Here is a 26,135-nt window from a genome sequence, read left to right on the forward strand (position 1 = left end):
ACAACCTCAGCCGCGAAGGACTCGTCACGAAAGGCGACATCGGTTACGGTCTCTGCAACAAACGCATGTGACAACGCGGGGGCCACCCTGATCGTTGAACCGGCGCCTGCCGAGCCGGCCGTCACATCACGGGAGGACAATGTGTCGGATTATCCGAAGATGATCGTCCCGGTCGACCACATTGAGCCGGTGCCTCGCCGGATCCGAGCCTTCCTCGGCGGCGAGCAGGTACTGGAGACCACGCGTGCGTTGTACGTGTGGGAATGGCCGTTCTTCCCGCAGTACTACATCCCCGTCGATGACGTGAATCGCAGCCTGTTGATCGAGGGCGAGGGCACCGAGGCGTCCCGGCGCGGGACCGCGCGGCTGCACGGGCTGCAGGTTGGCGAGACGATCCGTCCTTCGTGCGGGCGGTTGTACGGAGACGACGCGCTGGCCGGGTTGGCGGACACGATCCGGTTCGACTGGGCCGCCATGGATTCTTGGTTCGAGGAGGACGAAGAGGTCTTCGTGCATCCCCGCAACCCGTTTGCGCGGGTCGACGCGGTGCGTTCCACCCGCAGCGTCAGGGTGGAACTGGAAGGGGTCGTCCTGGCCGAGTCGACATCGCCCGTGGTGGTCTTCGAAACCGGTCTACCGCCCCGCTACTACCTCAACCGGACCGACGTGAACTTCCAGCACCTCGTGGCGTCGGCGACGAGGACCGCCTGCCCGTACAAGGGCCAGACCAGCGACTACTGGTCCATCCGACTCGATGACCAGACCCACCCGGACCTGGCCTGGTCGTACGACTTCCCGACCGCCGCACTCCTGCCGATCGCCGGCCTGATCGCCTTCTACAACGAGAAAGTCGATCTCTTCGTCGACGGCGAGCGACTGAGCCGGCCGGCAACGCCCTTTCACTGAACCGACTTCACGCCGCACTGGATTGATCAAAATCCGGCAAGGGTCCCCGCCCGACGATGTTGTCGGGCGGGGACCCTTGCCTTTGCGCGGTGTGACCTACGGCTTGACGTACGCGTTGACGAACGCCGGGTAGCCGAAGACGCTGGAGACGAAGACGCCGCCGGCCTTGGAGCCGTACACGTGGTACGCCACGTCGACGTAGAGCGGCACCACGGGCGCGTGCTCCTTCATGATCCGCTCGTCCAGCTTGGCCCACTCCGGGCCCTGCTCGGACGGGGCGAGCGCCAGGATCCGGTCCATCTCGGCGTTGATCGTGGGGTCGTTGAAGTAGGACTGGTTGCTGTTGCCCTCGGCCTTGATGCTGCGGCCGTCGTACAGCACGGAAAGGATCGCCGCGCCGCTCGGCCAGTCCGCCGCCCAGTTACCGATGTACAGGTCCCACGGGTTGTCCTTCTTCTTGATCTCGTCGAGCTTCGCGTCGTCGGAGATGTTCCGCAACGTGATCTTGAAGCCGGCGCGCTCCAGGTTGGCCTTGAGCTGGGCGCCCTGCTGCTGCTCGGTCGAGTTGTCGGCGACACCGAGGACCAGCTCCGGCGTCTGCCCGCCGAGCAGTTCCTTGGCCTTGGCGACGTCGCCGTTGGGGCCCGCCGGGTACGCCTCGTACGCCTCGTAGCCGATCGTGGCCGGCGGCATCAGCGTGGTCAGCGGGGCGGCGACGTTCTGGCCGCCGAGCGCCTTGACCATGCCCTCCCGGTCGATGGCGTAGTTGAGCGCCTGGCGGATCTTGAGGTCCTTGACCCGCTGGTTGTTGATGACGAGCTGGTTGGCGCTCGGCGTCGGCGAGAGGATGCTGCGCGACTTCAGCGCGGCGTCCCCGGCCACCTTGGCGACCAGCGAGGCGGGTACGGCGTTGAAGGCGAGCGCGCTCTGGTCGGCGCCGTTGTCGGCGATCACCCGGTTGTTGGCAGCGTCCGCGGTCGGGCCGAAGCTCCACACGAACTGGTCCGGGTACTGGTGCCGGACCGGGTCGGTGTTCGGGTCCCAGTTGGTGTTGCGGTCGAGCGTGATCTGGACGCCGACCTGGTTCTTGGCGACCTTGTAGGGGCCGGACGAGAACGGCTGCTTGTCCAGGTCGATGCCGGTGTCCTTGTCCGGGGGCAGCGGTGCGGTGGTCGGCAGTGACGCGGCGAACGGCAGGTCACAGCGCGGCTTGGCGAACTCGAACCGCAGCGTCTTCGCGTCCGGCGTGCTCAAGCCGGGCGGCAGGGACGTCTTGTTCTTCTTGAAGTCCCACTTGGTGTCGAACTGCGGGGTGTCGGCCAGCCACTCCTGGATATAGGTCGGGCCGCCGGAGAGGTCGGGGTCGAAGGAGCGGGCGATGCCGTACGCGATCTCCTTGGAGGTGATCGGCCGGCCGTCCTCGAACTTCACCCCGTCCTTGATGGTGAATTCCCAGACCTTGCAGTCGTTGTTGACGTTCTTGCCCGGCGTCTCGGCGAGGTCACCGACGAGAACGAGGCCGCCCTTGCCGTCGTCCTTCCAGGTGGTCAGGTAGCGCGCGAAGAGCGGGTTGGTCATGAGGCCGGCGAACGAGTACGTCCGCTGCGGGTCAAGGTGGGAGATCGGCGACTCCCGGATGATGGTGAAGGTGCCGCCCTTCGCGGCGCCGCTCACCTCGGCCGCCGGCCCCTTCGAGTCCTTGGGGTCGGTCGCGATGACCCCGGTCTGCTGCCGGTTGTTGTCCACCGTGGTGCCCTCGCCCGTGTTCTTCGAGCACGCACCCAACGTCACAACCAGAGCGATCGCGCCGCCTGCGGCAACCGCCACGCGTGGTCGCATGAAGTACCTCCTTCACCCATGTGTCGTGCGGTTCCGTCGGGGCGGGAACCGCCGACGTCCCGAGGATCGTAAGGAAGAAAACCTACAAGTTGTGTAACAGTTGTCGATAAATTCCGCCAGCAGCCATGCGCGGGACGGCGCGCGGCTCAGCGCAGCCGCACCCGTGGGTCGATGGCCGCATACAGCAGGTCCACCAGCACGTTCGCCAGCACCACGAAGACGGCGGCGATCAGCACAGTGGCCATGATGGTGGGCAGGTCGCCCGAGCGCACGGCGTCCACGGCCGTACGCCCCAACCCCTGGATGCCGAACGTCGTCTCGGTGATCACCGTGCCGCCCAGCGCCCCGCCCACGTCCAGCCCCGCGATGGTCACCACCGGGGTGATCGCCGCGCGCAGCGCGTGTCGCCCGTACACCACGGGTTTGGCCAGGCCCTTGGCCCGCGCGGTCCGGACGAAGTCCTCGGACAGCGTCTCCAGCATCTGCGCCCGCGACAGCCGGGCGTAGATCGCCGAGAACAGGAACGCCAGCGCCACCCAGGCGAGCACCAGCCCGCTGGCCCACTTCGCCGGATTGTCGAACAGGGACGTGTAGCTCGGCACCGGCAGCCACCGCAGGTTGTAGACGAACACCAGCAGCAGCACCGCGCCCACGAAGTAGAGCTGCAACGACGCGCCGGTGAGCGAGAAGCCGATGGCCGCCCGGTCCAGCCAGGTGCCCCGGCGCAGCGCCGAGACCATGCCCAGTCCCACCCCGAGCAGCAGCCAGAGGATCGCCGCCGGGATCACGATGCTCAGCGTCACCGGCAGCACCCGGGCGATGGTGTCCGAGACGGCCTCGTTGGTGACGTACGACCAGCCCAGGCAGGGCGCGTCGCACCGGCCGCCCTGGGCGCTGCCCAGGTCCCGACCGGTGACGATGCCCTTCATGTAACCGGCGTACTGACTGACCAGCGGGTCGTTCAGGCCCAGGTCGTCGCGGACCCGTTCCAACCGCTCCGCGTTGCAGTTCTTGGAACAGATGCTGCTGACCGGATCGCGGGGCAGGGCGAAGAACATCAGGAACGTCAGCACGCTCACCGCGAACAGGGTCAGCGTGGCGGAGAAGAGTCGCTTGATCAGAAATCGCGCCATGATTGTGACCCCTACCGGGACGACTTCGGGTCGAGCGCGTCCCGCAACGCGTCGCCGAAGAGGTTGAAGGCGAACACCAACGCGAAGATCGTGATGCCCGGGAAGAACACGTACGCCGGGTCGGTCTGAAGAAAGTCCAGACTGCGGTAGATCATCCGACCGAAGCTCGGCGTCTCGTCGCTGAGGCCGACGCCGATGAAGGACAGCGCGGCCTCGCTGGTGATGAACTGCGGCACCGCCAGGGAGAACGACACCAGGATCGGCGCCCAGATGTTCGGCAGCAGCTGCCGGAAGATGATGTGCCCCAACCCGGCGCCGCTGGCCTTGGCGGCCTCCACGAACTCCCGCTCGCGCAGCGCGATCACCTGCCCACGTACCAGCCGAGCGGTGCTGGTCCAGCCGAAGATCGCGAAGACGGCGATCAGCACCCCCACCCCGAAGGCCAACGACACCTGCCCCCGCTCGCCGTAGAAGCGCAGCGTGATCGTGGGGGTGAGCGCCAACGCGATGATCAGGAACGGCATGGCCAGGGTCAGGTCGGTGATCCAGTTGATCACCGCGTCCAGCCAGCCGCCGAGGTAGCCCGCCAGCGCGCCGAGCACGATGCCGATCGCGGCCGTGATCAGGGCCGCGGCGAACGCGATGAACAGTGACGTGCGCAGCCCGTAGATCAACCGGATGAAGATGTCCCGGCCCAGCCCCGGTTCCAGGCCGAACCAGTGCTCCCCGGTGACCCCGCCGACGTAACCGAGCGGCATGCCGAAGCCGTCCAGCAGGCTCTGGAACTGCTCGCGCGGCCCGACGCCGTAGACCATCTCGATCAGCGGGGCGGACAAACCCAACAGCATGAAGAACACCAGGAGTACGCCGCTGACCACCGCCGTACGGTCGCGGCGCAGCCGCATCCAGGCGAGCTGACCGGGCGAACGACCGACGACGCCCTTGACCTGCGGCCCGCTCGCATCAGAGCCGGACTCGATCTCGGCCAGCGCCACACCCTCCACCGGAGACAGGCTCATGACGACACCTCCTCGATGATCGGGGCCGCTACCTCGGGGCCGGTGCTGCCTGCTTCCCCTTCGGGGCCGGTGCTGCCTGCTTCCCCTTCGGGGCCCGTGCCAGCCGCTTCCCCTTCGGGGAAGTGACACGCGGTGGCCTGCCGACCGCCGTCGCGCGGGACCAGCGCGGGCTGCTCGGTGGCGCAGACGTCCTGCGCCTTCCAGCAGCGGGTACGGAACCGGCAGCCCGACGGCGGGTCGAGCGGCGTGGGCACGTCACCGGTCAGCCGGATCCGGCCCGCCGGGCCGAGCTGCGTGACGTCCGGGATCGCCGAGAGCAGCGCCCGGGTGTACGGATGTTGCGGGCGCTCGTAGATGTCCTCCCGGTCGCCGATCTCCACGATCCGGCCCAGGTACATGACCGCGACCCGCTGACAGAAGTGTCGGACCACGGCCAGGTCGTGTGCGATGAACACGAACGCCAGCCCGAGTTCTCGTTGCAGGTCCCGCAGCAGGTTGACGACCTGCGCCTGGATCGAGACGTCCAGCGCGCTCACCGGCTCGTCCGCCACGATCAGCTTCGGTCGCAGCGCCAACGCGCGGGCGATACCGATGCGCTGGCGCTGCCCGCCGGAGAACTCGTGCGGGTACCGGTTGTAGTGCTCCGGGTTCAACCCGACCAGCTCCAGCAGCTCCTGCACCCGCGCCTTGATCCCGCCGGGCGGCTTGATGCCGTTGACCTGCAACGGCATCGCCACGATCCGACCGACCGTGTGCCGGGGGTTCAGCGACGCGTACGGGTCCTGGAAGATGATCTGAAGTTCCTGCCGCAGCGGGCGCAGCTCGCGCCGGCCGGCGTGCGTGATGTCCCGCCCGGCGAACTCGATGCTGCCGCTCGTCGGCTCCAGCAGCCGCACCAGCATCCGGCCGGTGGTCGTCTTGCCGCAGCCCGACTCCCCCACCAGGCCGAGCGTCTCGCCGGGGCGTACGTCGAAGTCGAGCCCGTCGACCGCCCGCACGGTGCCGGTCGCGCGCAGTCCCTGCCGTACCGGAAAGTGCTTGGTCAGCCCGCGGACCCGCAGCAGTGGTTCGTCGCTCATCGGGCCACCCCCACGGATGCCACGTTCTCGGCGTAGATGGCCGCACGCTCCTCGGCGCTCAGGTGGCAGGCGACCAGGTGGCCGTCGCCGCCCGCCGGCCGCAACTCGGGCACCTCGACACGGGACCGGTCGCCGACGCGGTCGTCATACCGGCAGCGCGGGTGGAAGGCGCACCCGGACGGCAGGTTGATGAGGCTCGGCGGATTGCCGGGGATCGGCACCAGGTCCGCGTCCGCGTCGCCGTGCAGCGACGGCACGCTGGAGAGCAACCCCCAGGTGTACGGATGCTGCGGCGAGCGGAGCACCTGCTCCACGCTGCCGTGCTCCACGGCCCGCCCGCCGTACATGACCAGCACCTCGTCGGCGACCTGGCCGACCACACCGAGGTCGTGGGTGATCAGGATGATCGCGGAGTGGAACTCGGCCTGGAGGTCGGCGAGCAGGTCGAGGATCTGCGCCTGCACCGTGACGTCCAGCGCGGTGGTCGGCTCGTCGGCGATCAGCAGCGCCGGGTCGTTGACCAACGCCATGGCGATCATCGCCCGCTGGCGCATGCCGCCGGAGAACTCGTGGGGGTACGCATCGAAGCGGCGGGCGGGCTGCGGGATGCCGACCCGGCCCAGCATGTCCACCGCCCGCTGCCGGGCCGCACGCCGACCGACCTTCGGGTGGTGCACCCGGTACGCCTCGGCGATCTGCCGGCCGACGGTGTAGTACGGGTGCAGCGCGGACAGCGGATCCTGGAAGATCATCGCCATCTCCCGGCCGCGCAGTCGGCGTACCTCCTCCTCGGGCAGACCGACGAGCTGCCGGCCGCCGACGGAGATCTCCCCGGTGATCGTGGCCCGCTTGGGATCGTGCAGACCGAGGATGGACAGCGACGTGACGCTCTTTCCGGAGCCGGACTCGCCGACGATCCCGAGCGTGCGCCCCCGCTCGACGGCGAAGGACACCCCGTCGACCGCGCGCACGACGCCGTCGGAGGTGTCGAACCGGACCCGCAGGTCACTCACCCGCAGGTAGGGATCCGAGCTGTCCACGGCACCTCCCTCAGTGACGAAGAGAACTTACAACAATGCCCAGAGGGTGAAAATAAGCTACAGGTTCGGCACGTGTCAGCGGGCCCGAGCGTAACGAGTCCGCATCAGCCCCGCACGCCCCGCGCCCCGCGCCCCGCGCCCCGCGCCCCGCGCCCCGCGCCCCGCGCCCCGCGCCCCGCGCCCAAGATCCTCACAACATCCCCGAAGTTGCTGCCTCAGCCGCGCCGGAGACAGCAACATCCCCGATCCTGCGCAGATCTTGACGACGGACCCACCCAGCGTCGTCAAGGTCATGCTCGAACCAGGATTAAGTGGCCTCGATGCGCCGGGAGACCACTACATCCACGATCGAGCGCGATCTTGACGAGTCGACCTCGGCGATCACGGGATCCGAGCCGCATCCATGCGTGCTCGCACCACAAGTGCGACCTCAGCAGACGGGAATGAGGTGCGCTGGTCAGGTGATACCCACCGGCATTCTTTGCCGCAGCCTGCCGTGGACTGAATCGGACTACCTCGCCCTTGGCGTAACGGCCGAGCGGATCGAACTCCTCGATGGCGCCCTGCTCATCGGACCGCCACCGTCTGTACGGCACCAGGTGATCTTCGGTGCGCTCGCAGCCACGCTGACACCGGGCTGCGTAGCGGCGGATCGCACCCTGCTGCCGGTGGTCAACCTACGACTCAGCAGCAGTCGGATCCTCAACCCCGACCTCGTTGTGACGGCGGAGCTGGAGCTCACGGCCGATTGCGTGCCGGCGAGCGCGGTCCTGCTTATCGGCGAGATCGCCGCGCCTCACACCGCCGTCATCGACCGTCTGTTGAAGCCGCATGTCTACGCCGTGGCCGGCATCGAGTGGTATCTCCTCGTCGAGCAGGAAACGCTGACCCTGCGCCTTCATCGGCTGGAGGGTTCCCGATACGTGCGGCAGTCGACGACCAGGGTCGGCGAGGTGCTGGAACTGACCGAGCCGGTGCGGGCGACGATTCGGCCGGAAGAACTTCTTCCCTGACGGGTGTCGGTCGGCTGCCCTAGGGTCGTCGCATGACCGAGTTCGACGCGGCCACCGCCGCCGTCCAGGCCGCTCTCGACGCGGGCGCCCGGTACGCCGACGCGCGGGTGATGCACCGCCGCTACGAGTCGATGACCGCACGCAACGGTGACGTGGAGGAGCTGACCCAGGACGAGAGCATCGGGCTCGGGGTCCGGGCGCTGGTCGGTGCGAGTTGGGGCTTTCACGCCGTACCCGATCTGTCGGACGCCGCCGCCCGCGACGCCGGCCGGCGCGCGACCCGGACCGCGATGGCCAGCGCGCGGGTGCCCGGCCCCGCAGTCGACCTGGTCGCGGTCGAGGCCGTGACGGCGAGCTGGTCCTCGGACTGCCGGATCGACCCGCTCGGGGTTCCGCTGTCCGACAAGGGCGACCTGCTGGTCGGCGCGACCCGCGCCATGGCCGAGCACGGCGCGGACCTGGCCGAGGGGCTCTACCAGATCTGGGACACCACCAAGTGGTTCGTCTCCAGCGAGGGTCACCGCATCGATCAGCGCATCCGCGAGTGCGGCGGCGGCATTTCGGCCACCTCGATCGGGGACGGCGAGACGCAACGGCGGTCCTGGCCCAGTTACCGGGGGCAGTACGGCACCACCGGCTGGGAGCTGGTCGAATCGCTCGACCTGGCCGCGCACGCCGCGCAGATCGCCGAGGAGTCGCGGGCGCTGCTCACCGCGCCACCCTGCCCGGCCGGCGAGACCGATCTGATCCTCGGCAGCGAGCAGCTGGCCCTGCAGATCCACGAGTCGGTGGGCCACGCCATCGAGCTGGACCGGATCCTCGGCTGGGAGGCCGCGTTCGCCGGCACGTCCTGGCTGGACCTGGCCCAGCTCGGATCGCTGCGCTACGGCTCCGAGCTGATGAACATCACCATCGACCCGACCATCCCCGGCGCGCTGGGCAGCTTCGGTTTCGACGACGAGGGCTCCCCCGCCGTCAAGCGGGACGCGGTACGCGACGGCCGGTGGGTGGGGGTGCTCGCGGGTCGCGACTCCGCGGCTGTGGCGGGCCTCGACTACGGCGGCAGCGTACGCGCCGACGGGTGGGCCCGGCTGCCGATGGTGCGGATGACCAACGTGGGCCTGGAACCCGGTCCGCACACCCTGGAGGAGATCATCGCGGCCACCGACGACGGCGTGCTGATGGACCTCAACCGATCCTGGTCGATTGACGACAAGCGGCTCAACTTCCAGTTCGGTTGCGAGATCGGCTGGGAGATCAAGAACGGTCGGCGAGGGCGGATGCTGCGCAATCCGACGTACACCGGGATCGGGCCGCTGTTCTGGCGTTCGATGGACATGCTCTCCGGCGAGACGGTGCCCTGGGGGACCCCCAACTGCGGTAAGGGCCAGCCGGGCCAGATCGGGCACACCGGCCACCCGGCCGCGCCGGCCCGCTTCCGCAACGTCCGGGTGGGGGTATCAGCGTGAGCGCGAGGAGTGAGCCGGTTTTGCGAGCCCCGCAGTCGCGAACGAAAGGCGGCCCAGCGTGAGCGCGAGGAGTGAGCCGGTTTTGCGAGCCCCGCAGTCGCGAACGAAAGGCGGCCCAGCATGAGTGAGTTGGATCTGGCGGGGCAGGTCGTCGAGTTGGTGCGGCGGCTCGGTGGCCCGGCCGTGCAGGCCGAGGTGGTGGCGACGCGGGCCGATCTGGCGCTCACCCGCTTCGCCAATTCGGCCATTCACCAGAACGTGTCCGAGTCGACGGTCGGCGTCCGGCTGCGGCTGCACGTCGACGGTCGCACCGTCGCCGGTAGCGGCAGCATCGTCACCCCTGACGGGCTGCAGGCGCTTGTCGAGCGGACCTTGGCCGCGACACGCCTCGGTCCGCTCGACCCGGGTTGGCCCGGCCTGGCGCCGCCCACGCCCGCGCCGGTCGGGCCGCCCGTCGACGAGGCGACCGCCCACGCCGAGCCGGACCAGCGGGCCGACCGGGTGGCCGCGTTCGTGGCCGCCGCCGGGCCCCTCACGACGGCCGGATACTGCCGTACCGCGCACCGCTCGTCGGCGTTCGCCAACTCGGCGGGGCACAGCGCGTACGGCCGGTCGGCGGAAGCGGCGATGGACGGCATCGCCCGCCGCGACGGCGCGGACGGCGTCGCGCGGCACAGCGCGGACCGACTGTCCGACCTCGACGGGGCCGAGTTGGGGGCGCAGGCCGCCGCGAAGGCGCAGGCGGCAGCCGATCCGGTCGAGTTGCCACCGGGGCACTACGAGGTGGTGTTCGAACCGGCCGCCGTGGCGGACCTGTTGCAGAACCTTTCCTGGTACGGCTTCAACGGCAAGCGGTACGCCGAGCGGCAGTCCTTCGCGGAGCCGGGGGCGGCCCAGTTCGACCCGCTGGTGACCCTGGTGGACGATCCGCTCGGCGCGTCCGGCCTGCCCTTCGACGCCGAGGGCACCGGCCGGCGGGCGGTGACCCTGGTCGAGGCGGGCACCACGCGGGCCGTCGTACACGACCGGCGGACCGCCGCCGACGCGGGCGCGGAGTCCACCGGCCACGCGATCGCGGGCGGCGCCACCTGGGGCCCGATGGCCCGCAACCTCCGACTCTCGCCTGCGGTGGCCGGGCCGGCCAGCGCGGTGGGCCGGAACACCACGGGTACGGCCGCCGGCGCGGTGGTCGACGCGGACACGGCGGCGCTGGTCGCCGGAGTACGACGAGGGCTGCTGGTCAGCGACCTCTGGTACACCCGTGTGCTCGACCCGAAGAGCCTGGTCGTCACCGGGTTGACCCGCAACGGAGTGTGGCTGATCGAGGACGGCACGGTCGTCCGGGCGGTCCGCGACCTGCGGTTCACGGAGTCGTACCCCCGGGCGCTCGGGCCGGGCGCGGTGCTCGGGCTGGGTTCTCGGACGGTGCGCCAACCGGACCGGGTGGACGGTGCCTGGTGGGCGGCGCCCTCGGTGCGGCTGGCGTCCTGGCACTTCACCGGAGGCGCGTCGGGCTGAGGACCGCGACGGTCCGCCCGCCTCGGCGTTTCAGCAGGCCAGACACACGGGACACTCCCTTGCGCGGACGGCTCGCAAAGATCGGCGTAACGTGTGTCACTTAGCTGCGTCGGTCGATCCGGCGTGGTCGTTGGTGTGCGCATGACGTGGCAGCGGGTGCGGGTTCGCCGGTCCGCGTGCCGACCGGAGACAGCTGCCCGCCCGTACGGGCCCGTCGAGGAGACGACTCGAATGACTTCAACGGCAACGAGGCCGCGGGGGGCGCGGGCGCGCGCCGCCATCACGGCGAAGACGTTGCGTACCGACCGATGGTGGTTCGCCCCGCTGATCACGGTGATCGGGCTCGGCGCCTGGGTGGCGTACGCGACGGTCCGGGTGTTCATGCACAAGTGGTACTGGGTGGACCAGTTCCACTACCTGACCCCGTTCTACTCCCCGTGCGTGACCGACCGGTGTGTCGAGCAGGCCTCGCACTTCGGTCGGTTCCTGCCCGGCTGGTGGATCATCCCGGACGCCGCGCTGACCCTGCCGTTCCTGCTGCTGTTCCGGCTCACCTGCTACTACTACCGCAAGGCGTACTACCGGTCCTTCTGGCTGTCGCCGCCGGCCTGCGCCGTCCCGGACGGTCACAAGGAGTACGGCGGGGAGACCCGTTTCCCGCTGCTCGGTCAGAACCTGCACCGTTACTTCTTCTACGCCGCCGCGATCATCTCGCTGATCAACACGTGGGACGCGATCCTCGCGTTCCACTCGCCCAAGGGCTTCGGCTTCGGGCTGGGCAACCTCGTCCTGCTGCTCAACGTGGTGATGCTCTGGGCGTACACGATCTCCTGCCACTCCTGCCGGCACATCATCGGCGGCCGGCTCAAGCACTTCTCCAAGCACCCGGTGCGCTACCGCGCGTGGACCTTCGTCTCGGCGTTGAACGTCCGGCACATGCAGCTCGCCTGGATCACCCTCGGCACCCTCGCGCTGACCGACTTCTACGTGATGGCGCTGTCTGCCGGCTGGTTCAACGACCTGCGGTTCATCAACTAAAGGGCCCCTGACATGACCACTACCACTCGTATCGAACGACACCACTACGACGTCGTCGTCATCGGGGCCGGCGGCGCCGGTCTGCGCGCGGCCATCGAGGCCCGCCTCGCCGGCAAGAAGACGGCGATCATCTCGAAGTCGCTGTTCGGCAAGGCGCACACGGTGATGGCCGAGGGCGGCGCCGCCGCCGCGATGGGCAACGTCAACAGCCGTGACAACTGGCAGGTGCACTTCCGCGACACCATGCGCGGCGGCAAGTTCCTCAACAACTTCCGGATGGCCGAGCTGCACGCGAAGGAGTCGCCGCAGCGGATCTGGGAGCTGGAGACGTACGGCGCGCTCTTCGACCGTACGAAGGACGGCAAGATCTCCCAGCGCAACTTCGGTGGGCACGAGTACCCCCGACTGGCGCACGTCGGCGACCGGACCGGCCTGGAACTGATCCGCACCCTCCAGCAGAAGATCGTCTCGCTGCAACAGGAGGACAAGCGCGAGTTCGGCTCGTACGACGCCCGGATCAGGGTCTTCTCCGAGACGACCATCACCGAGCTGGTGCTCGACGGCGACCGGGTCGCGGGCGCGTTCGGCTACTACCGCGAGTCCGGCGAGTTCATCCTCTTCGAGGCGCCGGCGGTGGTACTGGCCACCGGCGGCGTCGGACGCTCCTACAAGGTCACCTCGAACTCCTGGGAGTACACCGGGGACGGCCACGCGCTGGCGCTGCGCGCCGGGGCGACGCTGATCAACATGGAGTTCCTCCAGTTCCACCCGACCGGCATGGTCTGGCCGCCCTCGGTGAAGGGCATCCTGGTCACCGAGTCGGTCCGTGGCGACGGTGGTGTCCTGAAGAACTCCGAGGGCAAGCGGTTCATGTTCGACTACGTCCCCGACGTCTTCCGCAAGCAGTACGCGGAGACCGAGGAGGAGGCGGACCGCTGGTACACCGACCCGGACAACAACCGGCGTCCACCGGAGCTGCTGCCCCGCGACGAGGTGGCCCGCGCGATCAACAGCGAGGTCAAGGCCGGTCGGGGCTCCCCCGCCGGCGGTGTCTTCCTGGACATCGCGAGCCGGCGCTCGTCCGACGAGATCCGCCGCCGGCTGCCCTCGATGTACCACCAGTTCAAGGAGCTGGCCGACGTCGACATCACCTCCGAACCGATGGAGGTCGGGCCGACCTGCCACTACGTGATGGGCGGAGTCGAGGTGGACCCGGACTCGGGCGCCGCGTTCGGCCACGTACGCGGTCTGTTCGCCGCCGGTGAGGTGTCCGGTGGCATGCACGGCTCCAACCGCCTCGGCGGCAACTCGCTGTCCGACCTGCTGGTGTTCGGCAAGCGGGCGGGTGGGCACGCGGCCAGCTACGCCGACGGGCTGTCCGCCCGACCGAAGGTGGCCGTCGACGCCGTCGAGGCCGCCGTGGAGACCGCACTCGCCCCGTTGCAGCGGGACACCGGCGAGAGCCCGTACACCCTTCAGCAGGACCTCCAGGCGGTCATGGGGGATCTGGTCGGCATCATCCGGCGCGAGGGTGAGCTGGCCGACGCGCTGGTGCGGCTGGCCGAGTTGCGCGAGCGGGTGGCCAAGGTGAGCGCGGCCGGCGGCCGGCGCTACAACCCGGGCTGGCACCTCGCCCTGGACCTGCGCAACATGCTTGTCGTCTCGGAGTGCACCGCGAAGGCGGCGCTGGAGCGGCAGGAGTCGCGCGGCGGGCACACCCGCGAGGACTATCCGGCGATGGAGCCCAAGTGGCGGCAGGTCAACCTCGTCTGCTCGCTGGACGGCGACACCGTGCAACTGACCCGTAAGCCGCTGCCGAAGATGCGGCCGGAGTTGATCGGCCTCTTCGACCGTGCGGAGCTTTCCAAGTACCTCACCGACGACGAGCTGGCCGACTTCGACGCCCTCGTCGCCGACGCTGGAGAGGCGGACAACCGATGAGCGCGAAGCGTCAGTTCCGGATCTGGCGGGGCGACGAGACCGGCGGCGACCTGCAGGACTACATGGTGGAGGTGAACGAGGGCGAGGTCGTCCTCGACGTCATCCACCGCCTCCAGGCGACCGACGCGCCCGACCTGGCCTGCCGGTGGAACTGCAAGGCCGGCAAGTGCGGCTCCTGCTCCATGGAGATCAACGGCAAGCCCCGGCTGGGCTGCATGACCCGGATGTCGACCTTCGGCGACGACGAGACGGTCACGGTCACCCCGCTGCGTACCTTCCCGGTCATCCGGGACCTGGTCACCGACGTCTCGTTCAACTACGAGAAGGCGCGGGAGACCCCAGCGTTCGCCCCGCCGGCGGACGTCGCCCCGGGTGACTACCGGATGCAGCAGGTCGACGTCGAGCGCTCGCAGGAGTTCCGCAAGTGCATCGAGTGCTTCCTGTGCCAGACGGTCTGCCACGTGATCCGTGACCACGAGGAGAACAAGCAGGCGTTCTCGGGGCCGCGGTACTTCATCCGGGCGGCCGAGCTGGACATGCACCCGCTGGACGCCCGGACCGACCGCAAGGAGTACGCACAGGCCGAACAGGGCCTCGGTTTCTGCAACATCACCAAGTGCTGCACCGAGGTCTGCCCCGAGCACATCAAGATCACCGACAACGGGATCATCCCCATGAAGGAACGCGTCGTCGACCGCAGGTACGATCCCCTTGTGTGGCTTGGTAGCAAGATCTTCCGTCGGGGCGAGACGCCCCAGACCAGCGTGACCACCGCCCGTCAGGGCTCGGCGAACCTGCCGGGTACGAGCCGAGGCGGCGTGCACTCGCACGCCGGCGGCTCGCACGACCCGCAGGCCGAGGCGCAGGCGCAGTCCGGCGTCAACTGGGACCGGGAGGTGCCCCACCCGACCGCTCCGGCGGTCGACGACCGGGGCAAGCTGCCGCTGACGGAGCTCACCTTCGACCGGCCCGCCGCGCCGTCGCCCTTCGGCGACGACGTGACCTTCCCGCTGCCTCCGGAGCACCTCAACTTCGCGCACCCGGACCAGGACGACAAGCACTAAAAAGACCACCGGATACGAGGGCTGTCGGCAATGCCGACAGCCCTCGCCCCATTTCCCCCGCCCTTGACCTCGTTGATCATGAAGTTATTGCCCTTCCCGCCGGCGCGTCGTGGCAATAACTTCATGATCAACAGGGCTCGGCGAGGGTCGGGGCCGGGGGCCCGGGGTTAGGGGGTTTTTAGGTGGGGGCTTAGGGCGGCCACGATGGGGGCGTCGGCGGGGAGCCAGGTGACCGAGTCCAGTTCGTCGGCGGTCAACCAGCGCAGCGCCTGGTGCTCCAGCGCCTGCGGCTCGTCACCGTGGAGCAGGCGGGCGGCGTACACCTTCAGCACCGAGCGGCCATGGGCCATCCGGACGTTGCGGCCGACCCGAACACCGATCTCGACGCGTACGGCCAGCTCCTCGGCGCACTCCCGGATCAGCGCCTCGGTCTCGCCCTCCCCCGGCTCGACCTTTCCACCAGGGAACTCCCACATGCCGGCCACCTCCGGCGGGGCGGAGCGCGCACAGGCGAGCACCCGTCCGTCCCGGATGATCGCCGCTCCCACGATCACCTTCAGGTCTCGTCGGGGGGCCTGCCCGTCACCATTAGCCCGTTCGGTCTGCACGGGCGTCCACGGTGCCAGATCAATCGGCGGTTTGGGTACCGACACCGTCCGCTAGGCCAATAGAACACGGAAGTGTGGGCGTGGACACCCCTACCGAGCGACGACAGACTAGAAGGCACCGACAAGACACGGGATGGCGACGATTTGGCCACAAGCCGGCAACGGCGCTTGGGGGGTGCGGTAATGCGCGTGCTGTTCAGCAGCCGAGCCAAACACGACTACCTTTCCGACGCGTTGACCTTGCTATCTGGTTGGACGCGGGACGGTGAGCAGATCCGGCGCAAGCTGGTGATCGACGATACCCAACACGCGGCCCTGACTGAACGGGTCAAGGTCGTGGCGGACGCCCTGCACCTGCGTCCCGAGATAAGCCGCCGGTCCGACAGCACCCTGATCCGGGTGGGGCACGGTAACGGTGAGCCCCTGACCGAGGGTGAGGTCCTGCTGGCCGCCCGCATTGAGGACGCCTACCGGGCGGTCACCGAGTCCTGACGAGCCGGCGCGGTGGCACCCGTTTCCTAACCTGGATCGCATGGCGAACATCGCGTACGACCGCAAGGAGCAGGTCCAGCAGATCGAGAGTGGGCTGCTCGACGGCGAGCAGATCATCGCCGTCTACGACGCCGTCGGCACCGGCACCGGGTTCATCGGGCTGACCGACCGGCGCGTGATCATCCAGGACCGCTCCTTCGTCGGTAAGCGGTATGCGATCACCAGCATCCCGTACTCGAAGATCACCAGCGTGAGCGTGGTCAGCAACAAGTCCTGGGGTGGGTCGTTCTTCTCCACCGGCGCGATCGCGATCCACGTCGGCACGCACACGTACGAGGTGGAGTTCCGCGGCGCGCAGAAGAGCCACCACGTGCACAACGTGATCCTGCACCACATCTCCTGACGATCTTTCCGACCGGGAGCCCGGCGGGCGTAAATGCCTTGCCGGGCTCCCGGCGTCTCTGGTGTCCTCGGTGCACAGCCACCCGAAGGGAGCAGTGCCATGCCCAACACGACGAAGTCCCCCCGACCGAACGTCATTCGACTTGAGGAAACGAGGCTTCGTGAGCAGAACTGCTCTCCAGAGGACGCGCGTCACTGAGCACAACCCCGGAGGCCGCTGATGTCGGTCCTCGACGATCCCGGCCTCTTCGGCCGGCTGTGGGCTGCCGGATACGACAGCCCCGGCAACCCCGACCCGGCGCCCGCCGTGGACTTCCTGGCCGATCTGGCCGACGGCGGTCCGGTCCTGGAACTGGCGATCGGCACCGGCCGGGTCGCACTGCCACTGGCCGAGCGCGGCCTCAGCGTGCACGGCATCGAGGCGTCCGAGGAGATGCTGGCGCTGATGCGGGCCAAGCCCGGTGGCGACCAGATCCCCACGGTCGTCGGTGACATGGCGGACGTGGGCGTAGAGGGCCCGTTCCGCCTGGCGTACCTGGTCTTCAACACGCTGTTCAACCTGGTGGACGCCGAGCGGCAGGCGGACCTGTTCCGGAACGTCGCCCGGGTGCTGTCGCCCGGCGGGGCGTTCGTCATCGAGACGTTCGTTCCCGACGAGCGCGGTTTCGACGCGGACGAGCAGATACAGGTCCGCGAGGTGACCGAGGACTCCGTGACGATCCGAGTGCACCGGTACGACCGGCCGGCGCAGCGTTTCATCCGCCAGACCATCACCTTCGACGACAACGGCGTGCACCTGAAGCCGTTCGGCATGCGGTACGCGTGGCCGCACCAGATCGACGAGATGGCGCGGCAGGCGGGACTTGCGCTCACCGAGCGGTACGCCGACTGGCACCGGCAGCCGTTCACGGCGGAGAGTCAGTCACACATCTCCGTCTACCGAACGCGGTAACGGTCGGTCGACTCGGGTTCCGCGTAGGCGTCCACGGGGGACCCGAGCCGATCCCGACACCCGAACGAGCGCGTTGCGCGCTGGGCTGATTCTGCTGGCAGCAGTACCTGCTGGCGGATGACTTCGATGCCCGGTCGACTGCTCTCATGCCTCGTTTTCCGCGTACCTCGCCGTACTGGCCGGTGGTCAGTCATCCCCTGCTGCGACGCGTACTGCCCGGGTTGGCCGTGTCCGCTCTCGGCGACGGCATGGCGGTGGTCGCGGTGCCCTGGCTGGCCCGGCAGCTCGCACCGACCGATCAGCACGGTCTCTGGATCGCGGTCGCCGTGGCCGCGTACACCCTTCCCAGCGCTGTCGGAACGGTGGCCTTCGGTCGGCGGCTGCGCGGGCGCGGCGGCGCCCAGCTCGCCGGGTGGGACGCGATCCTGCGGGCCGCCGCGCTCGCCGCGATCCCGATGGCGTACCTGACCGGCACGCTGACGATCGGGCTGTACGCCGTCCTGCTCGCCGCATCCGCCCTCCTGCACTCGTGGGGTTCGGCGGGGCGGTTCACCCTGATCGCCGAGTTGCTGCCCCAGCGACACCATCTGCCGGCGAACGCGGTCCTCACCACCATCTCCGGCTTCGCCACCATCGTCGGTCCTCCGCTGGCCGGCATCCTGATCGGCTGGGTGGGGGCGGTGTGGGTCATCGCCGTCGACGCCGCCACCTTCGCGGTGCTGGCGCTCACCTATCGGCTCGCGCTACCCGCCACCGGAACAATCCGTCGGTACGAGCCCAGCGCCCCGCGTACCGCAGGTTTCGCGTTCATCCGCCGTCAGCCCACACTGCTGGGCCTGCTGGTGCTGAGCGTCGCGTTCTTCTTCCTGTTCGGCCCGGTGTACGTCGCCATGCCGTTGCACGTCACCGACGACCTGCGAGGTTCCGCGACGCTGTTCGCCGTGTACTACACCGCCTTCGGCATCGGTGGCCTCCTCGGCGGTGTGGTCGCCGGCCACCTCCGGCACTGGCCGCTGCGCACGACGATCATCGGGATCGTCATCGGGTTCGGCGTCGCGATGCTGCCACTCGGCGTGGGAGCGCCCGTCGTCCTGTCCCTGCCCGCGTTCGCCCTGGCGGGCCTGATCTGGGCGCCGTACATGTCCACGTCGATGGCGCTGTTCCAGCGCAGCGCGTCGACGGAGCAGCTCCCCTCCGTACTCGCCGCGAACAGCGCCGTGCTTGTGCTCACGGTGCCTCTGGGCACCATGCTCGGCGGCCCGCTGGTCGGTGCCATCGGTCCCCGCCCGACGCTGCTCCTTTCCAGTACGGCGATTCTGGCACTCGGGCTGGTCGCGGCAGGGTTCGCAATGCTGCGGCGGACTACACCAGGTCCCGTCAGAGTGCCGCGCCGGTCCAGCTCGTGGCGCTGGCGCTCATACGGCGAGCGCGAGGCCGAGGCCGATCAGCACTGACGCGGCGGCACCCATTCCGAAGACCCGCCTGCTCCGAGGCCGCATGCCCCAGCTGTTGTCCAGGAACGGCACGCGCTGGCCGCTGATCCTGCCGCGCAGCCACCTCGCGCTCTGGAACAGCAACGTCCAGACCAGGGCGGCCCCGAACGAACCGACCAGGCCGGCGACCAGCGCTTCGCCAACCGGGGTGTGGGCGGCCAGCCGGTAGGCGTCCGAGGAACGCCGGTCCTTGCGGAAGATGGTGGGAACCTGGCCCGCCAGCACGAGGCCAGACAGCGCTACCAGGGTGAGCCAGGGCTGCCGCATCGGCGGCGCGTCGACCCGTGCCGAGTCCGCAAAGAGGAAGAGGATGAACGACCCGAATGGCAGCCAACTCAGCACGACGACCAGCGGCAGCCAGATGCCGGACATGACATCGACCAGCACGACCATCAGATCGTCACCGACGAGCATGCCGGCACCGAAGATCGCGAACCACAGCACCAGGTAGGCGAAGCCGAACCGTCGTAGATCCTGAGGCGTCACGGTCGTGGAGTGTATTCAGCAGCGGCGACAGGTCAGCCGCCGGCGTGGCGCCGGATCGTGGAACCCGTGCGGCCCCGACGGCGACCGTCAGAGTCGGCGGGCGCGAAGGACACCGGTCAGCATGGGCAGGGTGAAGTCTCCCTCGGCGGTCTCGGCCCTTCCGCCCAGGAACTCGCGGATCCGGTCGAGCGTGGCCGTCCGCTCCGGTTCCGGCATCACCAGCAACCCGGCCCGGGTGGCGAGCGTCGCGACCAGGGAGTCGACGCTCCGGCGCTGCCCGTGGGGGAACTCGGCCTGCTCGGGCGTACCGAACCGGTCGGCAGTTCCGTTGTCCGGCGTGAGCAGGCCTGCCGTAGCCGCGCGCCAACTGCTCAAGGTGTCACGCGGGCCGATGGCCGCGGTCCCGCTGACCTGTTCGAGGGCTGCCACCCAGTCCACCCGGTCGTCCATCACGTTCCACAGACCGGCCAGGATGCCGCCGGGCGTCAGGACCCGGGCGATCTCCGGCCCCGCGACGGTCATGTCGAACCAGTGCAGGGCGTTGCCGGCCAGCACCGCGTCGACGGACGCGTCCGGAAGGGGGATCGCCTCCGCGCTGCCGGGGAGGGCCCGTACGGTCGGCAACGCCCGGCCCAGCTCGGTGAGCATCGCCGGGTCGGGCTCCACCGCCACGACGTCGACACCGAGCGCGACCAGCGTGGCGGACAGTTTGCCGGTGCCGGCGCCGAGATCGAGGACTCGCGAGCCGGGCGCGACCTCGAGCGCCCACCGCGCCGCGGCCTGCGCGTAGTCCGGGCGATGCCGGGCGTACGCGGACGCCGCCGAACCGAACGACGAGCTGAGCACCATCGATCCCACCGTCCTTCGACTGTCGGTGTCCGCATCATCCCTCGGATCCTGGATGTCGGGGTGTCCCGATCGGCCGGACACCCCGACATCCAAGACGCCGGAGGCGCAGATCTGCCGTGGTCAGCAGCAGCGTGAGCCGACTCCGCTGGCCACCGACTCGGTGTCGGTCGTCGTGGTGAGCGTGTCGGCGTCCGCCTTGACGGTGTAGACCTCCCAGCGCTCGTCACCGGGGCCGCGTACCCAGACCTTGTCCTGCAGGGCATAGCAGCACTCGGTGTCGTTCTCCTCCAGCGTGATCAGGCCGGAGTCGGTGAGGCGTCTGGTGGCGGCGGTGACCTCGTCGGTGCTGAACACCTCGACACCCAGGTGGTCCAGCGCGGTGGGCTGGTCGGCCTCGCCCTCGATGAGGACGAGCTTCAGCGGCGGGTTCTCGACGGCGAAGTTGGCGTAGCCGGGCCGGCGCTTGGCCGGGCCGACGCCGAAGAGCTTTGAGTAGAACCCGATCGAGCCTTCGAGGTCGGAGACGCGCAGAGCGAGTTGGACGCGGGACATGGGACACCTCCTGCTGGGACGGACTGCTGTCTAGACAGATTTCGAAGCAGCCGCACCACCGTCGCAGCCTGATTCGACGCCTGTCAAGATAGATGGGTGCCGAAACAGAATCTGCCGGTCGTAGACCTGCAAGCGGTAGCCTGCTGCGCGCCGTTGGCGGTCCGCCCGATGGACGCCGAGCAGGCGGCGGTCGTCGCGCCGATGTTCAAGGCCCTCGGTGACCCGGTCCGGCTGCGACTGATGTCGATGATCGCCTCGGTGCCGGAGATATGCGTGTGCGACCTGACCCCGGCGTTCGACCTGTCCGGGCCGACCATCTCCCACCACCTCAAGGTGCTGCGGGAAGCCGGTCTCGTCGACTCCGAACGTCGTGGCACCTGGGTGTGGTACCGGGTCGAGCCCGAGGCGTTCCGTCAGCTCGGCGTACTGCTCGACCTGCCGGCCGCCGCTCCTGCCACCCCGTGAGCCGGCCGGCCCGACTCCCCTGGGACGCCGCCGATCAACGCTCTCTGTGGAACTCGATCAGGTCGCAACTGTCCGGGTCGCCTTCGAATCGGTACAGCCAGGACTCGCCCCCGTCGCCGGAGATCCACATCTGGTGATCGCCGAGCCGCACATCCTCGGTGGTCGGCGAATCGAGGTCGAGAGTCCACATGCCCTCTTCCGCCTCGCCCGGGACCTCCGGCGACAGGTTGCTGGCGGTGTAGTGCCCGTCTCCGGTCAGCTCGATGCGTCCGCCTCCGGAACCGGTGTAGACACCTTCCAGGTCGGCCATGCTGATGTCCTCGGACGGCCGGGGCGCGCACGGGAAGTAGCGGGAGCAACCGGCGACGGGCATCGGCACGAGCAAGCTGATCGCCAGTGCGGCGGTGAGTCGCAGGCCTCTTCCCATCACAGGCTCCGTCCTGCCCGACGGACAGGAGGCCGGGCGAAAGTGGACTCTAGCGAGCCCGAGCAGCAGGAGCATCCGGGCTCGCACCCGCAGGCGGCGGGGTTATCGCGCGGCAAGGTAACTGGGGTCGAGCTGTTGATGGGCACCGCGCAGCAGGTGTCGCCACGCCACGCCTCGCCATCAGGCTGACCTCGCTTGATGCGTGACAAGATCGGGACGTCCGGTGGCAGTAGCGGGACGGAACCCGGCACCGGGTTGCGGCAGGATGCATGCATGCACAGCGATCACCAAAAGGCGGAAGACCTGTACGCCGAAGTGGCAGCCTCAGGCAGTCTTGCCGCCGCTCTCGATGCCGTCGCTGTTCAGCACGGTCTATCGCTCGGAGGGGTTCACGCGCTGGAAACGTCCTCGCCGCTGACATCAGCAGTTGTCCCGAGTGGAGTTGCGGTTCGTGACGATCTCGCGGTGATTGCGAGCACCGACGAACGCCGCTTCGGAATCGGGGGGTGGGGGCAGGGAATCCAGTTGATCGCCGGTGACAGCGGCGACCTGGTCGAGGTCGTCCGAGCGGCGCACAGTTGGCGTGCCGGCGTGCCGTTGCACGACATCAGGCGCACGGTGCCATTTGTAGCGCTGACCCGTCGGGGCGAGGTCGTCGAGCAAGGCCCGGCGCAAGTGGTAGCGGCCGAGTGGCAGTGGCTTCGACAAAGGGCCGGAGAGACCGATTGGCCGAATTACCGGGCGCTGATCGAGGCAGCCTACAACGAGCCGAGACTACGGCAGCTGTATCCGTACACCAGCCACTCCGTCCTGAACTTCTCCGCCACCACGGGATATCCGTTCTCGCCCAGCCCGGTCAGTCTCAGTGCCCATGGTTCGCGCTCAAACTTTCGGGTCTCGGGCCGCGCCGAGGTTCTCGGAGAGACAGCCACCGCCACAGAGGCCGTCACGCTCGCTGTTGCCCACGTCCCGGCTGACCTCGGCCCGGCCGTCGCTGGAAAATACGAGGCGTAAGCGTCGAAGTGGGGCTGCCCCAGGACCAGGTGCCAACCCTCTTGACCCGCCAGGACAGGTCAGACTCAGACGTTGAAGCGGAACTCCACGACGTCGCCGTCCTGCATGACGTACTCCTTGCCCTCGATGCGGACCCTGCCCGCCGCCTTGGCCGCCGCCATCGAGCCGGCCTCGACCAGGTCGCCGTAGGAGACCACCTCGGCCTTGATGAAGCCGCGCTGGAAGTCGCTGTGGATGACACCCGCGGCCTCCGGCGCGGTTGCGCCGGTCGGAACGGTCCAGGCTCGTGCTTCCTTGGGGCCGGCCGTGAGGTACGTCTGGAGCCCGAGCGTACGGAAGCCGACGCGGACGAGCTGGTTGAGGCCGGGCTCGTTCTGGCCGATCGACTCCAGCAGCTCGCGGGCCTCCTCCTCGGGCAGGTCCACCAGCTCGGATTCGATCTTGGCGTCCATGAAGACAGCCTCGGCGGGGGCGACCAGGGCACGCAGTTCGTCGAGGAACGCCTCGTTCGCGAGTTCGGCCTCGTCGACGTTGAAGACGTACAGGAACGGCTTGGTGGTGAGCAGGTGCAGCTCGCGCAGGTGCTCCAGCTCGATCTTCGCGGCGGCGGCCCCGGAGTAGAGGGTGGTGCCGCCGTCGAGCACCTCGATGGCCTGCTTCGCGGCGGCGACCGCGGCGGACCGGTCCTTGCGGAGCTTGGCCTCCTTCTCCAACCGGGGCAGCGCCTTGTCCAGGGTCTGCAGGTCGGCGAGGATCAGCTCGGTGTTGATCGTCTCGATGTCGTCGGCCGGCGAGACCTTGCCGTCGACGTGCACCACGTTCGGGTCGGAGAAGGCCCGGACCACCTGGCAGATGGCGGAGGCGTCGCGGATGTTGGCCAGGAACGCGTTGCCCCGCCCCTGCCCCTTCGACGCGCCGCGCACCAGGCCGGCGATGTCGACGAACGACACCGGAGCCGGCAGCACCTTCTGCGAGGAGAAGATCTCGGCGAGCTTGCCCAGCCGCTCGTCGGGCAGCCCGACCACGCCGACGTTGGGCTCGATGGTGGCGAACGGGTAGTTCGCCGCCAGCACGTCGTTCTTGGTCAACGCGTTGAAAAGCGTGCTCTTGCCGACGTTGGGCAGGCCGACGATGCCGATGGTGAGACTCACGACGAGCCAGCTTACGCCGGTGCCGAGCGGACCGGTCCACGTGGCTCCGATTCCACCGGGCCGAACGCGGCCCTGGTCGCTCCTCAGCGCGTCTGCCAAGGTGGCAGACGTGCCGACGTTGCAGTTCCTCATCATGGTCGACGGCCCGCCGACGGCGGCGGAGCTGCTCGACCTGATCCGAGCCCGGGTGCCCGACGCGAAGCCCTACCGCCGGGACTCGGTCGACGTCCGGGGCAACCTGTTGGAGATCAACACCAACGAGGGCGCCGACCCGCGGCCCGCCACCGACGAGGACGGCTATCTCCACTTCCGGTGGCGGGTGGAGGTGACGCCGATGGACCGGTCGGTCGACGAGGCGCAGCAGATCGCCCTGGCCCGGGAGCTGCTGCGGGCCATCGAGGGGCAGCAGGTGCGGGCGACCGTGTGCGCCGCGTTCGAGGATCGGGTCTGACCGGCGCTCACCGGAGCAGGCGGGGCGCGATGACCTCTTCCCGCACACTGCCGTCCGCGCGACGACTCACCTCGTACGCCGAGACGCCCTCGCGGTCGGCGACCGCCTCGACCAGCCGGGTCCCCCGGTAGACCAGGCCGACGCCGTCGTCGGTGCAGTGGCTGGTCGGCAGCGTCCCGTCGCCGACCAGCTCGTGCATCAGCGGCCGGCGCTGACTCTCGCTGTCGTAGTGCACGCCATTGCCGTACGGCAGCCAACCCAACGCCTCCGTGTAGCCCCGCAGACGGGGCCCGAAGCTGTCGGTGGCGCCGCCCACGTGCCAGCAGATCGAGCCGGCCGAGACACCGGCCAACACCACACCGGCCTGCCAGCACTCGTGCAGGATCTCGTCCAGCCCGTGCACCCGCCAGACCGCGACGAGATTGGCGACGCTGCCGCCGCCCACCCAGATCGCATCCTGTGCGAGCAGGTGGGCTCGGACGTCGTCGACGTTCGGCATCGGGAACAGCGCCAGGTGCGACAGACGGAACCGCGTGTCGGCGAACGCACCGTAGACAGCGGTGAACGAGGTCGGCTGGTCACCGACGGCCTGCCCGAGGTAGCAGATCCGTGGCTGCGGACCGGCCTCGGCCAACTCGGCGGCCAACTCGAAGATCGGGCCGGGACGCAGGTCGGACGGCCCCCGGTCACCACGGAAGAAGCCCATGCTGGTGGCGAGGATGGTGGGTTCGCTGGAGGGCATGAGCGATCCTTCCGTCGGTGTGCTCTGCCCTCCATCCTGCCGTAGTCGATCATTGTCCAAGGGCTGTCCGCGTTCGGGCGCGTCGACCTGCCCGACCTCCGTCGATCTTTCGGCGGGCCATCGGCCCAACTCGCTCAGCCGGCGGGCCGTCGGCTCAACCTGCTCAGCCGGCGCGGCGTTGCCGGGGAATGAGAGGGGGTCGCGCGTTGGCCGGGTCGGCGGTGACGCTCGACGTTCCCGACGGAGACGCCTGCGGATCGGGCCGGCGTCTCGCCGCCGCACCCCCGACGGGAGGCTCGATCTCGGCGGGCAGGTCGTCGAACGGCCGTTCCGACGCGGGCAGTTGCGCGCACGCGGCGCGGGGCAGGGTGAACCGGTCCGCTGCCGCCGGGCCTGCGGAGATCGACTCGCGCAGCATCCAGCGCACCTCGTCCGCCGTCCAGCCGAGGCTGGGCCGGGCCGCGATCTCCCCGATCAGCCGCCGGCCGACGGTCGTGTCGTCGTCGTAGAAACGCATGCACCGGTGATGCGTCCACATGCCGAGCGCCCGCAGACCGGCCTCGTCCAGCGATCGGACCAGCCGGCCGCAGGCGGTGTCGTCGAACGCCTCCGCCTCGTCGGCGGACCGGTCCCGTTCGATGGCGCCGACGGCGGCCGGCGCGACGGCCCGCATCCGACGGTAGAAGGACTGCACCACGGCGCGGGGCAACGGCGGAATCGAGCCGTGTGTCGACGCCGCCACCCAACCCGCAACGCTCGCCATCGCCGCCCCCTTCTTGAGTTGGTGGCGAGACGTTACCCGGGACGCCCGACACTTCCGGGCGGAAATCACCCGCCCCACCTCTCCGCCCTGTTGATCAAGAGGTTCGCGTCACGGGGTACGGCGTGTCGTGACGCGAACCTCTTGATCACCGGGAGAAGCGGGGGCGGAGCGGGGGGCGGAGCGGGGGGCGGAGCGGGGGTGGGGCGCGGGCGGGGCGGGGGCGGGGTGC

General features: G+C 69.3%; 26 protein-coding genes and 1 pseudogene. 14 read left to right on the plus strand and 13 right to left on the minus strand.

Annotated features, from left to right (window positions below; genetic code table 11):
- Positions 1–159 precede the first annotated feature (159 nt).
- Positions 160–906, plus strand: a complete 747-nt coding sequence (locus ACLQ25_RS03255) for a DUF427 domain-containing protein (protein WP_425728883.1) — start codon at positions 160–162, stop codon at positions 904–906.
- Positions 907–1,002: 96 nt separating this feature from the next.
- Here ACLQ25_RS03255 and ACLQ25_RS03260 read toward each other — a convergent pair whose 3' ends face one another.
- The 5 genes from ACLQ25_RS03260 to ACLQ25_RS03280 form a co-directional block, all read right to left on the minus strand.
- Entirely contained in the window at positions 1,003–2,745 is a 1,743-nt protein-coding gene (locus tag ACLQ25_RS03260) for an ABC transporter substrate-binding protein (RefSeq protein ID WP_425728885.1), read from the minus strand.
- Positions 2,746–2,891: 146 nt separating this feature from the next.
- On the minus strand, positions 2,892–3,878 hold the full coding sequence (locus ACLQ25_RS03265) for an ABC transporter permease (RefSeq protein ID WP_425728887.1): 987 nt from the start codon (positions 3,876–3,878) through the stop codon (positions 2,892–2,894).
- Between the two features lie 11 nt (positions 3,879–3,889).
- Entirely contained in the window at positions 3,890–4,897 is a 1,008-nt protein-coding gene (locus ACLQ25_RS03270) for an ABC transporter permease (RefSeq protein ID WP_425728889.1), read from the minus strand.
- Complete coding sequence (locus tag ACLQ25_RS03275; RefSeq protein ID WP_425728891.1) at positions 4,894–5,976, minus strand: ABC transporter ATP-binding protein; 1,083 nt, start codon at positions 5,974–5,976, stop codon at positions 4,894–4,896. The genes ACLQ25_RS03270 and ACLQ25_RS03275 overlap by 4 nt, the downstream gene beginning before the upstream one ends.
- Positions 5,973–7,016 carry an ABC transporter ATP-binding protein gene (locus tag ACLQ25_RS03280; protein ID WP_425728893.1) on the minus strand — a complete coding sequence of 348 codons (1,044 nt, stop codon included), beginning with the start codon at positions 7,014–7,016 and terminating at the stop codon, positions 5,973–5,975. The genes ACLQ25_RS03275 and ACLQ25_RS03280 overlap by 4 nt, the downstream gene beginning before the upstream one ends.
- A 320-nt stretch (positions 7,017–7,336) precedes the next feature.
- Here ACLQ25_RS03280 and ACLQ25_RS03285 point away from each other — a divergent pair, with 320 nt between their 5' ends.
- The 6 genes from ACLQ25_RS03285 (at position 7,337) to ACLQ25_RS03310 (ending at position 15,059) form a co-directional block, all read left to right on the plus strand.
- Complete coding sequence (locus tag ACLQ25_RS03285) at positions 7,337–8,029, plus strand: Uma2 family endonuclease (protein WP_425728895.1); 693 nt, start codon at positions 7,337–7,339, stop codon at positions 8,027–8,029.
- A gap of 32 nt (positions 8,030–8,061) precedes the next feature.
- Complete coding sequence (locus tag ACLQ25_RS03290; RefSeq protein ID WP_425728897.1) at positions 8,062–9,498, plus strand: TldD/PmbA family protein; 1,437 nt, start codon at positions 8,062–8,064, stop codon at positions 9,496–9,498.
- Between the two features lie 120 nt (positions 9,499–9,618).
- Positions 9,619–11,016, plus strand: a complete 1,398-nt coding sequence (locus tag ACLQ25_RS03295) for a TldD/PmbA family protein (RefSeq protein ID WP_425728899.1) — start codon at positions 9,619–9,621, stop codon at positions 11,014–11,016.
- A gap of 231 nt (positions 11,017–11,247) precedes the next feature.
- Positions 11,248–12,054 (plus strand): hypothetical protein, encoded by an 807-nt coding sequence (locus ACLQ25_RS03300; protein WP_355050620.1) that lies wholly within the window; start codon positions 11,248–11,250, stop codon positions 12,052–12,054.
- Positions 12,055–12,066: 12 nt separating this feature from the next.
- Positions 12,067–13,995, plus strand: a complete 1,929-nt coding sequence (locus ACLQ25_RS03305) for a fumarate reductase/succinate dehydrogenase flavoprotein subunit (RefSeq protein ID WP_425728901.1) — start codon at positions 12,067–12,069, stop codon at positions 13,993–13,995.
- A complete protein-coding gene (locus ACLQ25_RS03310; protein ID WP_425728903.1) occupies positions 13,992–15,059 on the plus strand; it encodes a succinate dehydrogenase/fumarate reductase iron-sulfur subunit in 1,068 nt (355 codons plus the stop codon). The genes ACLQ25_RS03305 and ACLQ25_RS03310 overlap by 4 nt, the downstream gene beginning before the upstream one ends.
- 167 nt (positions 15,060–15,226) lie before the next feature.
- On the opposite strand, the gene ACLQ25_RS03315 is transcribed toward ACLQ25_RS03310, so the two are convergent.
- A complete protein-coding gene (locus ACLQ25_RS03315; protein ID WP_425728905.1) occupies positions 15,227–15,667 on the minus strand; it encodes a (deoxy)nucleoside triphosphate pyrophosphohydrolase in 441 nt (146 codons plus the stop codon).
- A 183-nt stretch (positions 15,668–15,850) separates the two neighbouring features.
- Here ACLQ25_RS03315 and ACLQ25_RS03320 point away from each other — a divergent pair, with 183 nt between their 5' ends.
- The 4 genes from ACLQ25_RS03320 (at position 15,851) to ACLQ25_RS03335 (ending at position 18,967) form a co-directional block, all read left to right on the plus strand.
- A complete protein-coding gene (locus tag ACLQ25_RS03320) occupies positions 15,851–16,159 on the plus strand; it encodes a 4a-hydroxytetrahydrobiopterin dehydratase (RefSeq protein ID WP_425728907.1) in 309 nt (102 codons plus the stop codon).
- Between the two features lie 40 nt (positions 16,160–16,199).
- Positions 16,200–16,562: a PH domain-containing protein gene (locus tag ACLQ25_RS03325; protein ID WP_355050625.1), complete on the plus strand. Its 363-nt coding sequence runs from the start codon at positions 16,200–16,202 to the stop codon at positions 16,560–16,562.
- Between the two features lie 219 nt (positions 16,563–16,781).
- On the plus strand, positions 16,782–17,513 hold the full coding sequence (locus ACLQ25_RS03330; RefSeq protein ID WP_425728910.1) for a class I SAM-dependent methyltransferase: 732 nt from the start codon (positions 16,782–16,784) through the stop codon (positions 17,511–17,513).
- A 146-nt stretch (positions 17,514–17,659) separates the two neighbouring features.
- On the plus strand, positions 17,660–18,967 hold the full coding sequence (locus tag ACLQ25_RS03335) for an MFS transporter (RefSeq protein WP_425728912.1): 1,308 nt from the start codon (positions 17,660–17,662) through the stop codon (positions 18,965–18,967).
- Here the strand turns inward: ACLQ25_RS03335 and ACLQ25_RS03340 are convergent.
- The 3 genes from ACLQ25_RS03340 to ACLQ25_RS03350 all read right to left on the minus strand — a co-directional run bounded on the left by ACLQ25_RS03340 (position 18,929) and on the right by ACLQ25_RS03350 (position 20,893).
- On the minus strand, positions 18,929–19,492 hold the full coding sequence (locus ACLQ25_RS03340) for a hypothetical protein (protein WP_425728914.1): 564 nt from the start codon (positions 19,490–19,492) through the stop codon (positions 18,929–18,931). The two genes, ACLQ25_RS03335 and ACLQ25_RS03340, sit on opposite strands and share 39 nt — an antisense overlap.
- Positions 19,493–19,579: 87 nt before the next feature.
- Positions 19,580–20,341 carry a class I SAM-dependent methyltransferase gene (locus tag ACLQ25_RS03345; protein ID WP_425728916.1) on the minus strand — a complete coding sequence of 254 codons (762 nt, stop codon included), beginning with the start codon at positions 20,339–20,341 and terminating at the stop codon, positions 19,580–19,582.
- Between the two features lie 120 nt (positions 20,342–20,461).
- On the minus strand, positions 20,462–20,893 hold the full coding sequence (locus ACLQ25_RS03350; protein ID WP_425728918.1) for an ArsI/CadI family heavy metal resistance metalloenzyme: 432 nt from the start codon (positions 20,891–20,893) through the stop codon (positions 20,462–20,464).
- Between the two features lie 96 nt (positions 20,894–20,989).
- Between ACLQ25_RS03350 and ACLQ25_RS03355 the strand changes: the two genes are divergently transcribed.
- Positions 20,990–21,358, plus strand: a complete 369-nt coding sequence (locus ACLQ25_RS03355) for an ArsR/SmtB family transcription factor (protein ID WP_425728920.1) — start codon at positions 20,990–20,992, stop codon at positions 21,356–21,358.
- A gap of 34 nt (positions 21,359–21,392) precedes the next feature.
- Here ACLQ25_RS03355 and ACLQ25_RS03360 read toward each other — a convergent pair whose 3' ends face one another.
- Positions 21,393–21,785 (minus strand): hypothetical protein, encoded by a 393-nt coding sequence (locus tag ACLQ25_RS03360; RefSeq protein WP_425728922.1) that lies wholly within the window; start codon positions 21,783–21,785, stop codon positions 21,393–21,395.
- A 198-nt stretch (positions 21,786–21,983) separates the two neighbouring features.
- On the opposite strand from ACLQ25_RS03360, the gene ACLQ25_RS03365 reads away from it, so the two are divergent.
- Positions 21,984–22,799: a DUF6193 family natural product biosynthesis protein gene (locus tag ACLQ25_RS03365; RefSeq protein WP_425728924.1), complete on the plus strand. Its 816-nt coding sequence runs from the start codon at positions 21,984–21,986 to the stop codon at positions 22,797–22,799.
- Between the two features lie 65 nt (positions 22,800–22,864).
- On the opposite strand, the gene ychF is transcribed toward ACLQ25_RS03365, so the two are convergent.
- Positions 22,865–23,950, minus strand: a complete 1,086-nt coding sequence (gene ychF / locus ACLQ25_RS03370) for a redox-regulated ATPase YchF (RefSeq protein ID WP_425728926.1) — start codon at positions 23,948–23,950, stop codon at positions 22,865–22,867.
- 109 nt (positions 23,951–24,059) lie between these two features.
- Between ychF and ACLQ25_RS03375 the strand changes: the two genes are divergently transcribed.
- The gene (locus ACLQ25_RS03375) at positions 24,060–24,401 is read left to right on the plus strand and encodes a hypothetical protein (protein ID WP_425728928.1); all 342 of its coding nucleotides are present in this window, start codon (positions 24,060–24,062) and stop codon (positions 24,399–24,401) included.
- 7 nt (positions 24,402–24,408) lie between these two features.
- Here the strand turns inward: ACLQ25_RS03375 and ACLQ25_RS03380 are convergent, their stop codons facing one another.
- Positions 24,409–25,143 carry a Type 1 glutamine amidotransferase-like domain-containing protein gene (locus ACLQ25_RS03380; RefSeq protein WP_425728930.1) on the minus strand — a complete coding sequence of 245 codons (735 nt, stop codon included), beginning with the start codon at positions 25,141–25,143 and terminating at the stop codon, positions 24,409–24,411.
- A 250-nt stretch (positions 25,144–25,393) separates the two neighbouring features.
- Positions 25,394–25,906 (minus strand): annotated as a pseudogene (locus ACLQ25_RS03385) (hypothetical protein); the annotation flags it as partial.
- Positions 25,907–26,135 lie beyond the last annotated feature (229 nt).

It is taken from the genome of Micromonospora sp. DT44 (genome assembly GCF_049841635.1).
Classification (GTDB): Bacteria; Actinomycetota; Actinomycetes; order Mycobacteriales; family Micromonosporaceae; genus Micromonospora.

Bases quoted from the DNA above. Each gene is read 5' to 3' on its own strand.
- ACLQ25_RS03290 (WP_425728897.1), top strand. From the start codon at position 8,062: ATGACCGAGTTCGACGCGGCCACCGCCGCCGTCCAGGCCGCTCTCGAC.
- ACLQ25_RS03365 (WP_425728924.1), top strand. From the start codon at position 21,984: ATGCGTGACAAGATCGGGACGTCCGGTGGCAGTAGCGGGACGGAACCC.
- ACLQ25_RS03360 (WP_425728922.1), bottom strand. From the start codon at position 21,785: ATGGGAAGAGGCCTGCGACTCACCGCCGCACTGGCGATCAGCTTGCTC.
- ACLQ25_RS03345 (WP_425728916.1), bottom strand. From the start codon at position 20,341: ATGGTGCTCAGCTCGTCGTTCGGTTCGGCGGCGTCCGCGTACGCCCGG.
- ACLQ25_RS03330 (WP_425728910.1), top strand. From the start codon at position 16,782: ATGTCGGTCCTCGACGATCCCGGCCTCTTCGGCCGGCTGTGGGCTGCC.
- ACLQ25_RS03285 (WP_425728895.1), top strand. From the start codon at position 7,337: ATGCGCCGGGAGACCACTACATCCACGATCGAGCGCGATCTTGACGAG.
- ACLQ25_RS03380 (WP_425728930.1), bottom strand. From the start codon at position 25,143: ATGCCCTCCAGCGAACCCACCATCCTCGCCACCAGCATGGGCTTCTTC.
- ACLQ25_RS03270 (WP_425728889.1), bottom strand. From the start codon at position 4,897: ATGAGCCTGTCTCCGGTGGAGGGTGTGGCGCTGGCCGAGATCGAGTCC.
- ACLQ25_RS03295 (WP_425728899.1), top strand. From the start codon at position 9,619: ATGAGTGAGTTGGATCTGGCGGGGCAGGTCGTCGAGTTGGTGCGGCGG.
- ACLQ25_RS03260 (WP_425728885.1), bottom strand. From the start codon at position 2,745: ATGCGACCACGCGTGGCGGTTGCCGCAGGCGGCGCGATCGCTCTGGTT.
- ACLQ25_RS03350 (WP_425728918.1), bottom strand. From the start codon at position 20,893: ATGTCCCGCGTCCAACTCGCTCTGCGCGTCTCCGACCTCGAAGGCTCG.
- ACLQ25_RS03335 (WP_425728912.1), top strand. From the start codon at position 17,660: ATGCCTCGTTTTCCGCGTACCTCGCCGTACTGGCCGGTGGTCAGTCAT.
- ACLQ25_RS03325 (WP_355050625.1), top strand. From the start codon at position 16,200: ATGGCGAACATCGCGTACGACCGCAAGGAGCAGGTCCAGCAGATCGAG.
- ACLQ25_RS03320 (WP_425728907.1), top strand. From the start codon at position 15,851: ATGCGCGTGCTGTTCAGCAGCCGAGCCAAACACGACTACCTTTCCGAC.
- ACLQ25_RS03265 (WP_425728887.1), bottom strand. From the start codon at position 3,878: ATGGCGCGATTTCTGATCAAGCGACTCTTCTCCGCCACGCTGACCCTG.
- ACLQ25_RS03310 (WP_425728903.1), top strand. From the start codon at position 13,992: ATGAGCGCGAAGCGTCAGTTCCGGATCTGGCGGGGCGACGAGACCGGC.
- ACLQ25_RS03255 (WP_425728883.1), top strand. From the start codon at position 160: ATGATCGTCCCGGTCGACCACATTGAGCCGGTGCCTCGCCGGATCCGA.
- ACLQ25_RS03300 (WP_355050620.1), top strand. From the start codon at position 11,248: ATGACTTCAACGGCAACGAGGCCGCGGGGGGCGCGGGCGCGCGCCGCC.
- ACLQ25_RS03305 (WP_425728901.1), top strand. From the start codon at position 12,067: ATGACCACTACCACTCGTATCGAACGACACCACTACGACGTCGTCGTC.
- ACLQ25_RS03275 (WP_425728891.1), bottom strand. From the start codon at position 5,976: ATGAGCGACGAACCACTGCTGCGGGTCCGCGGGCTGACCAAGCACTTT.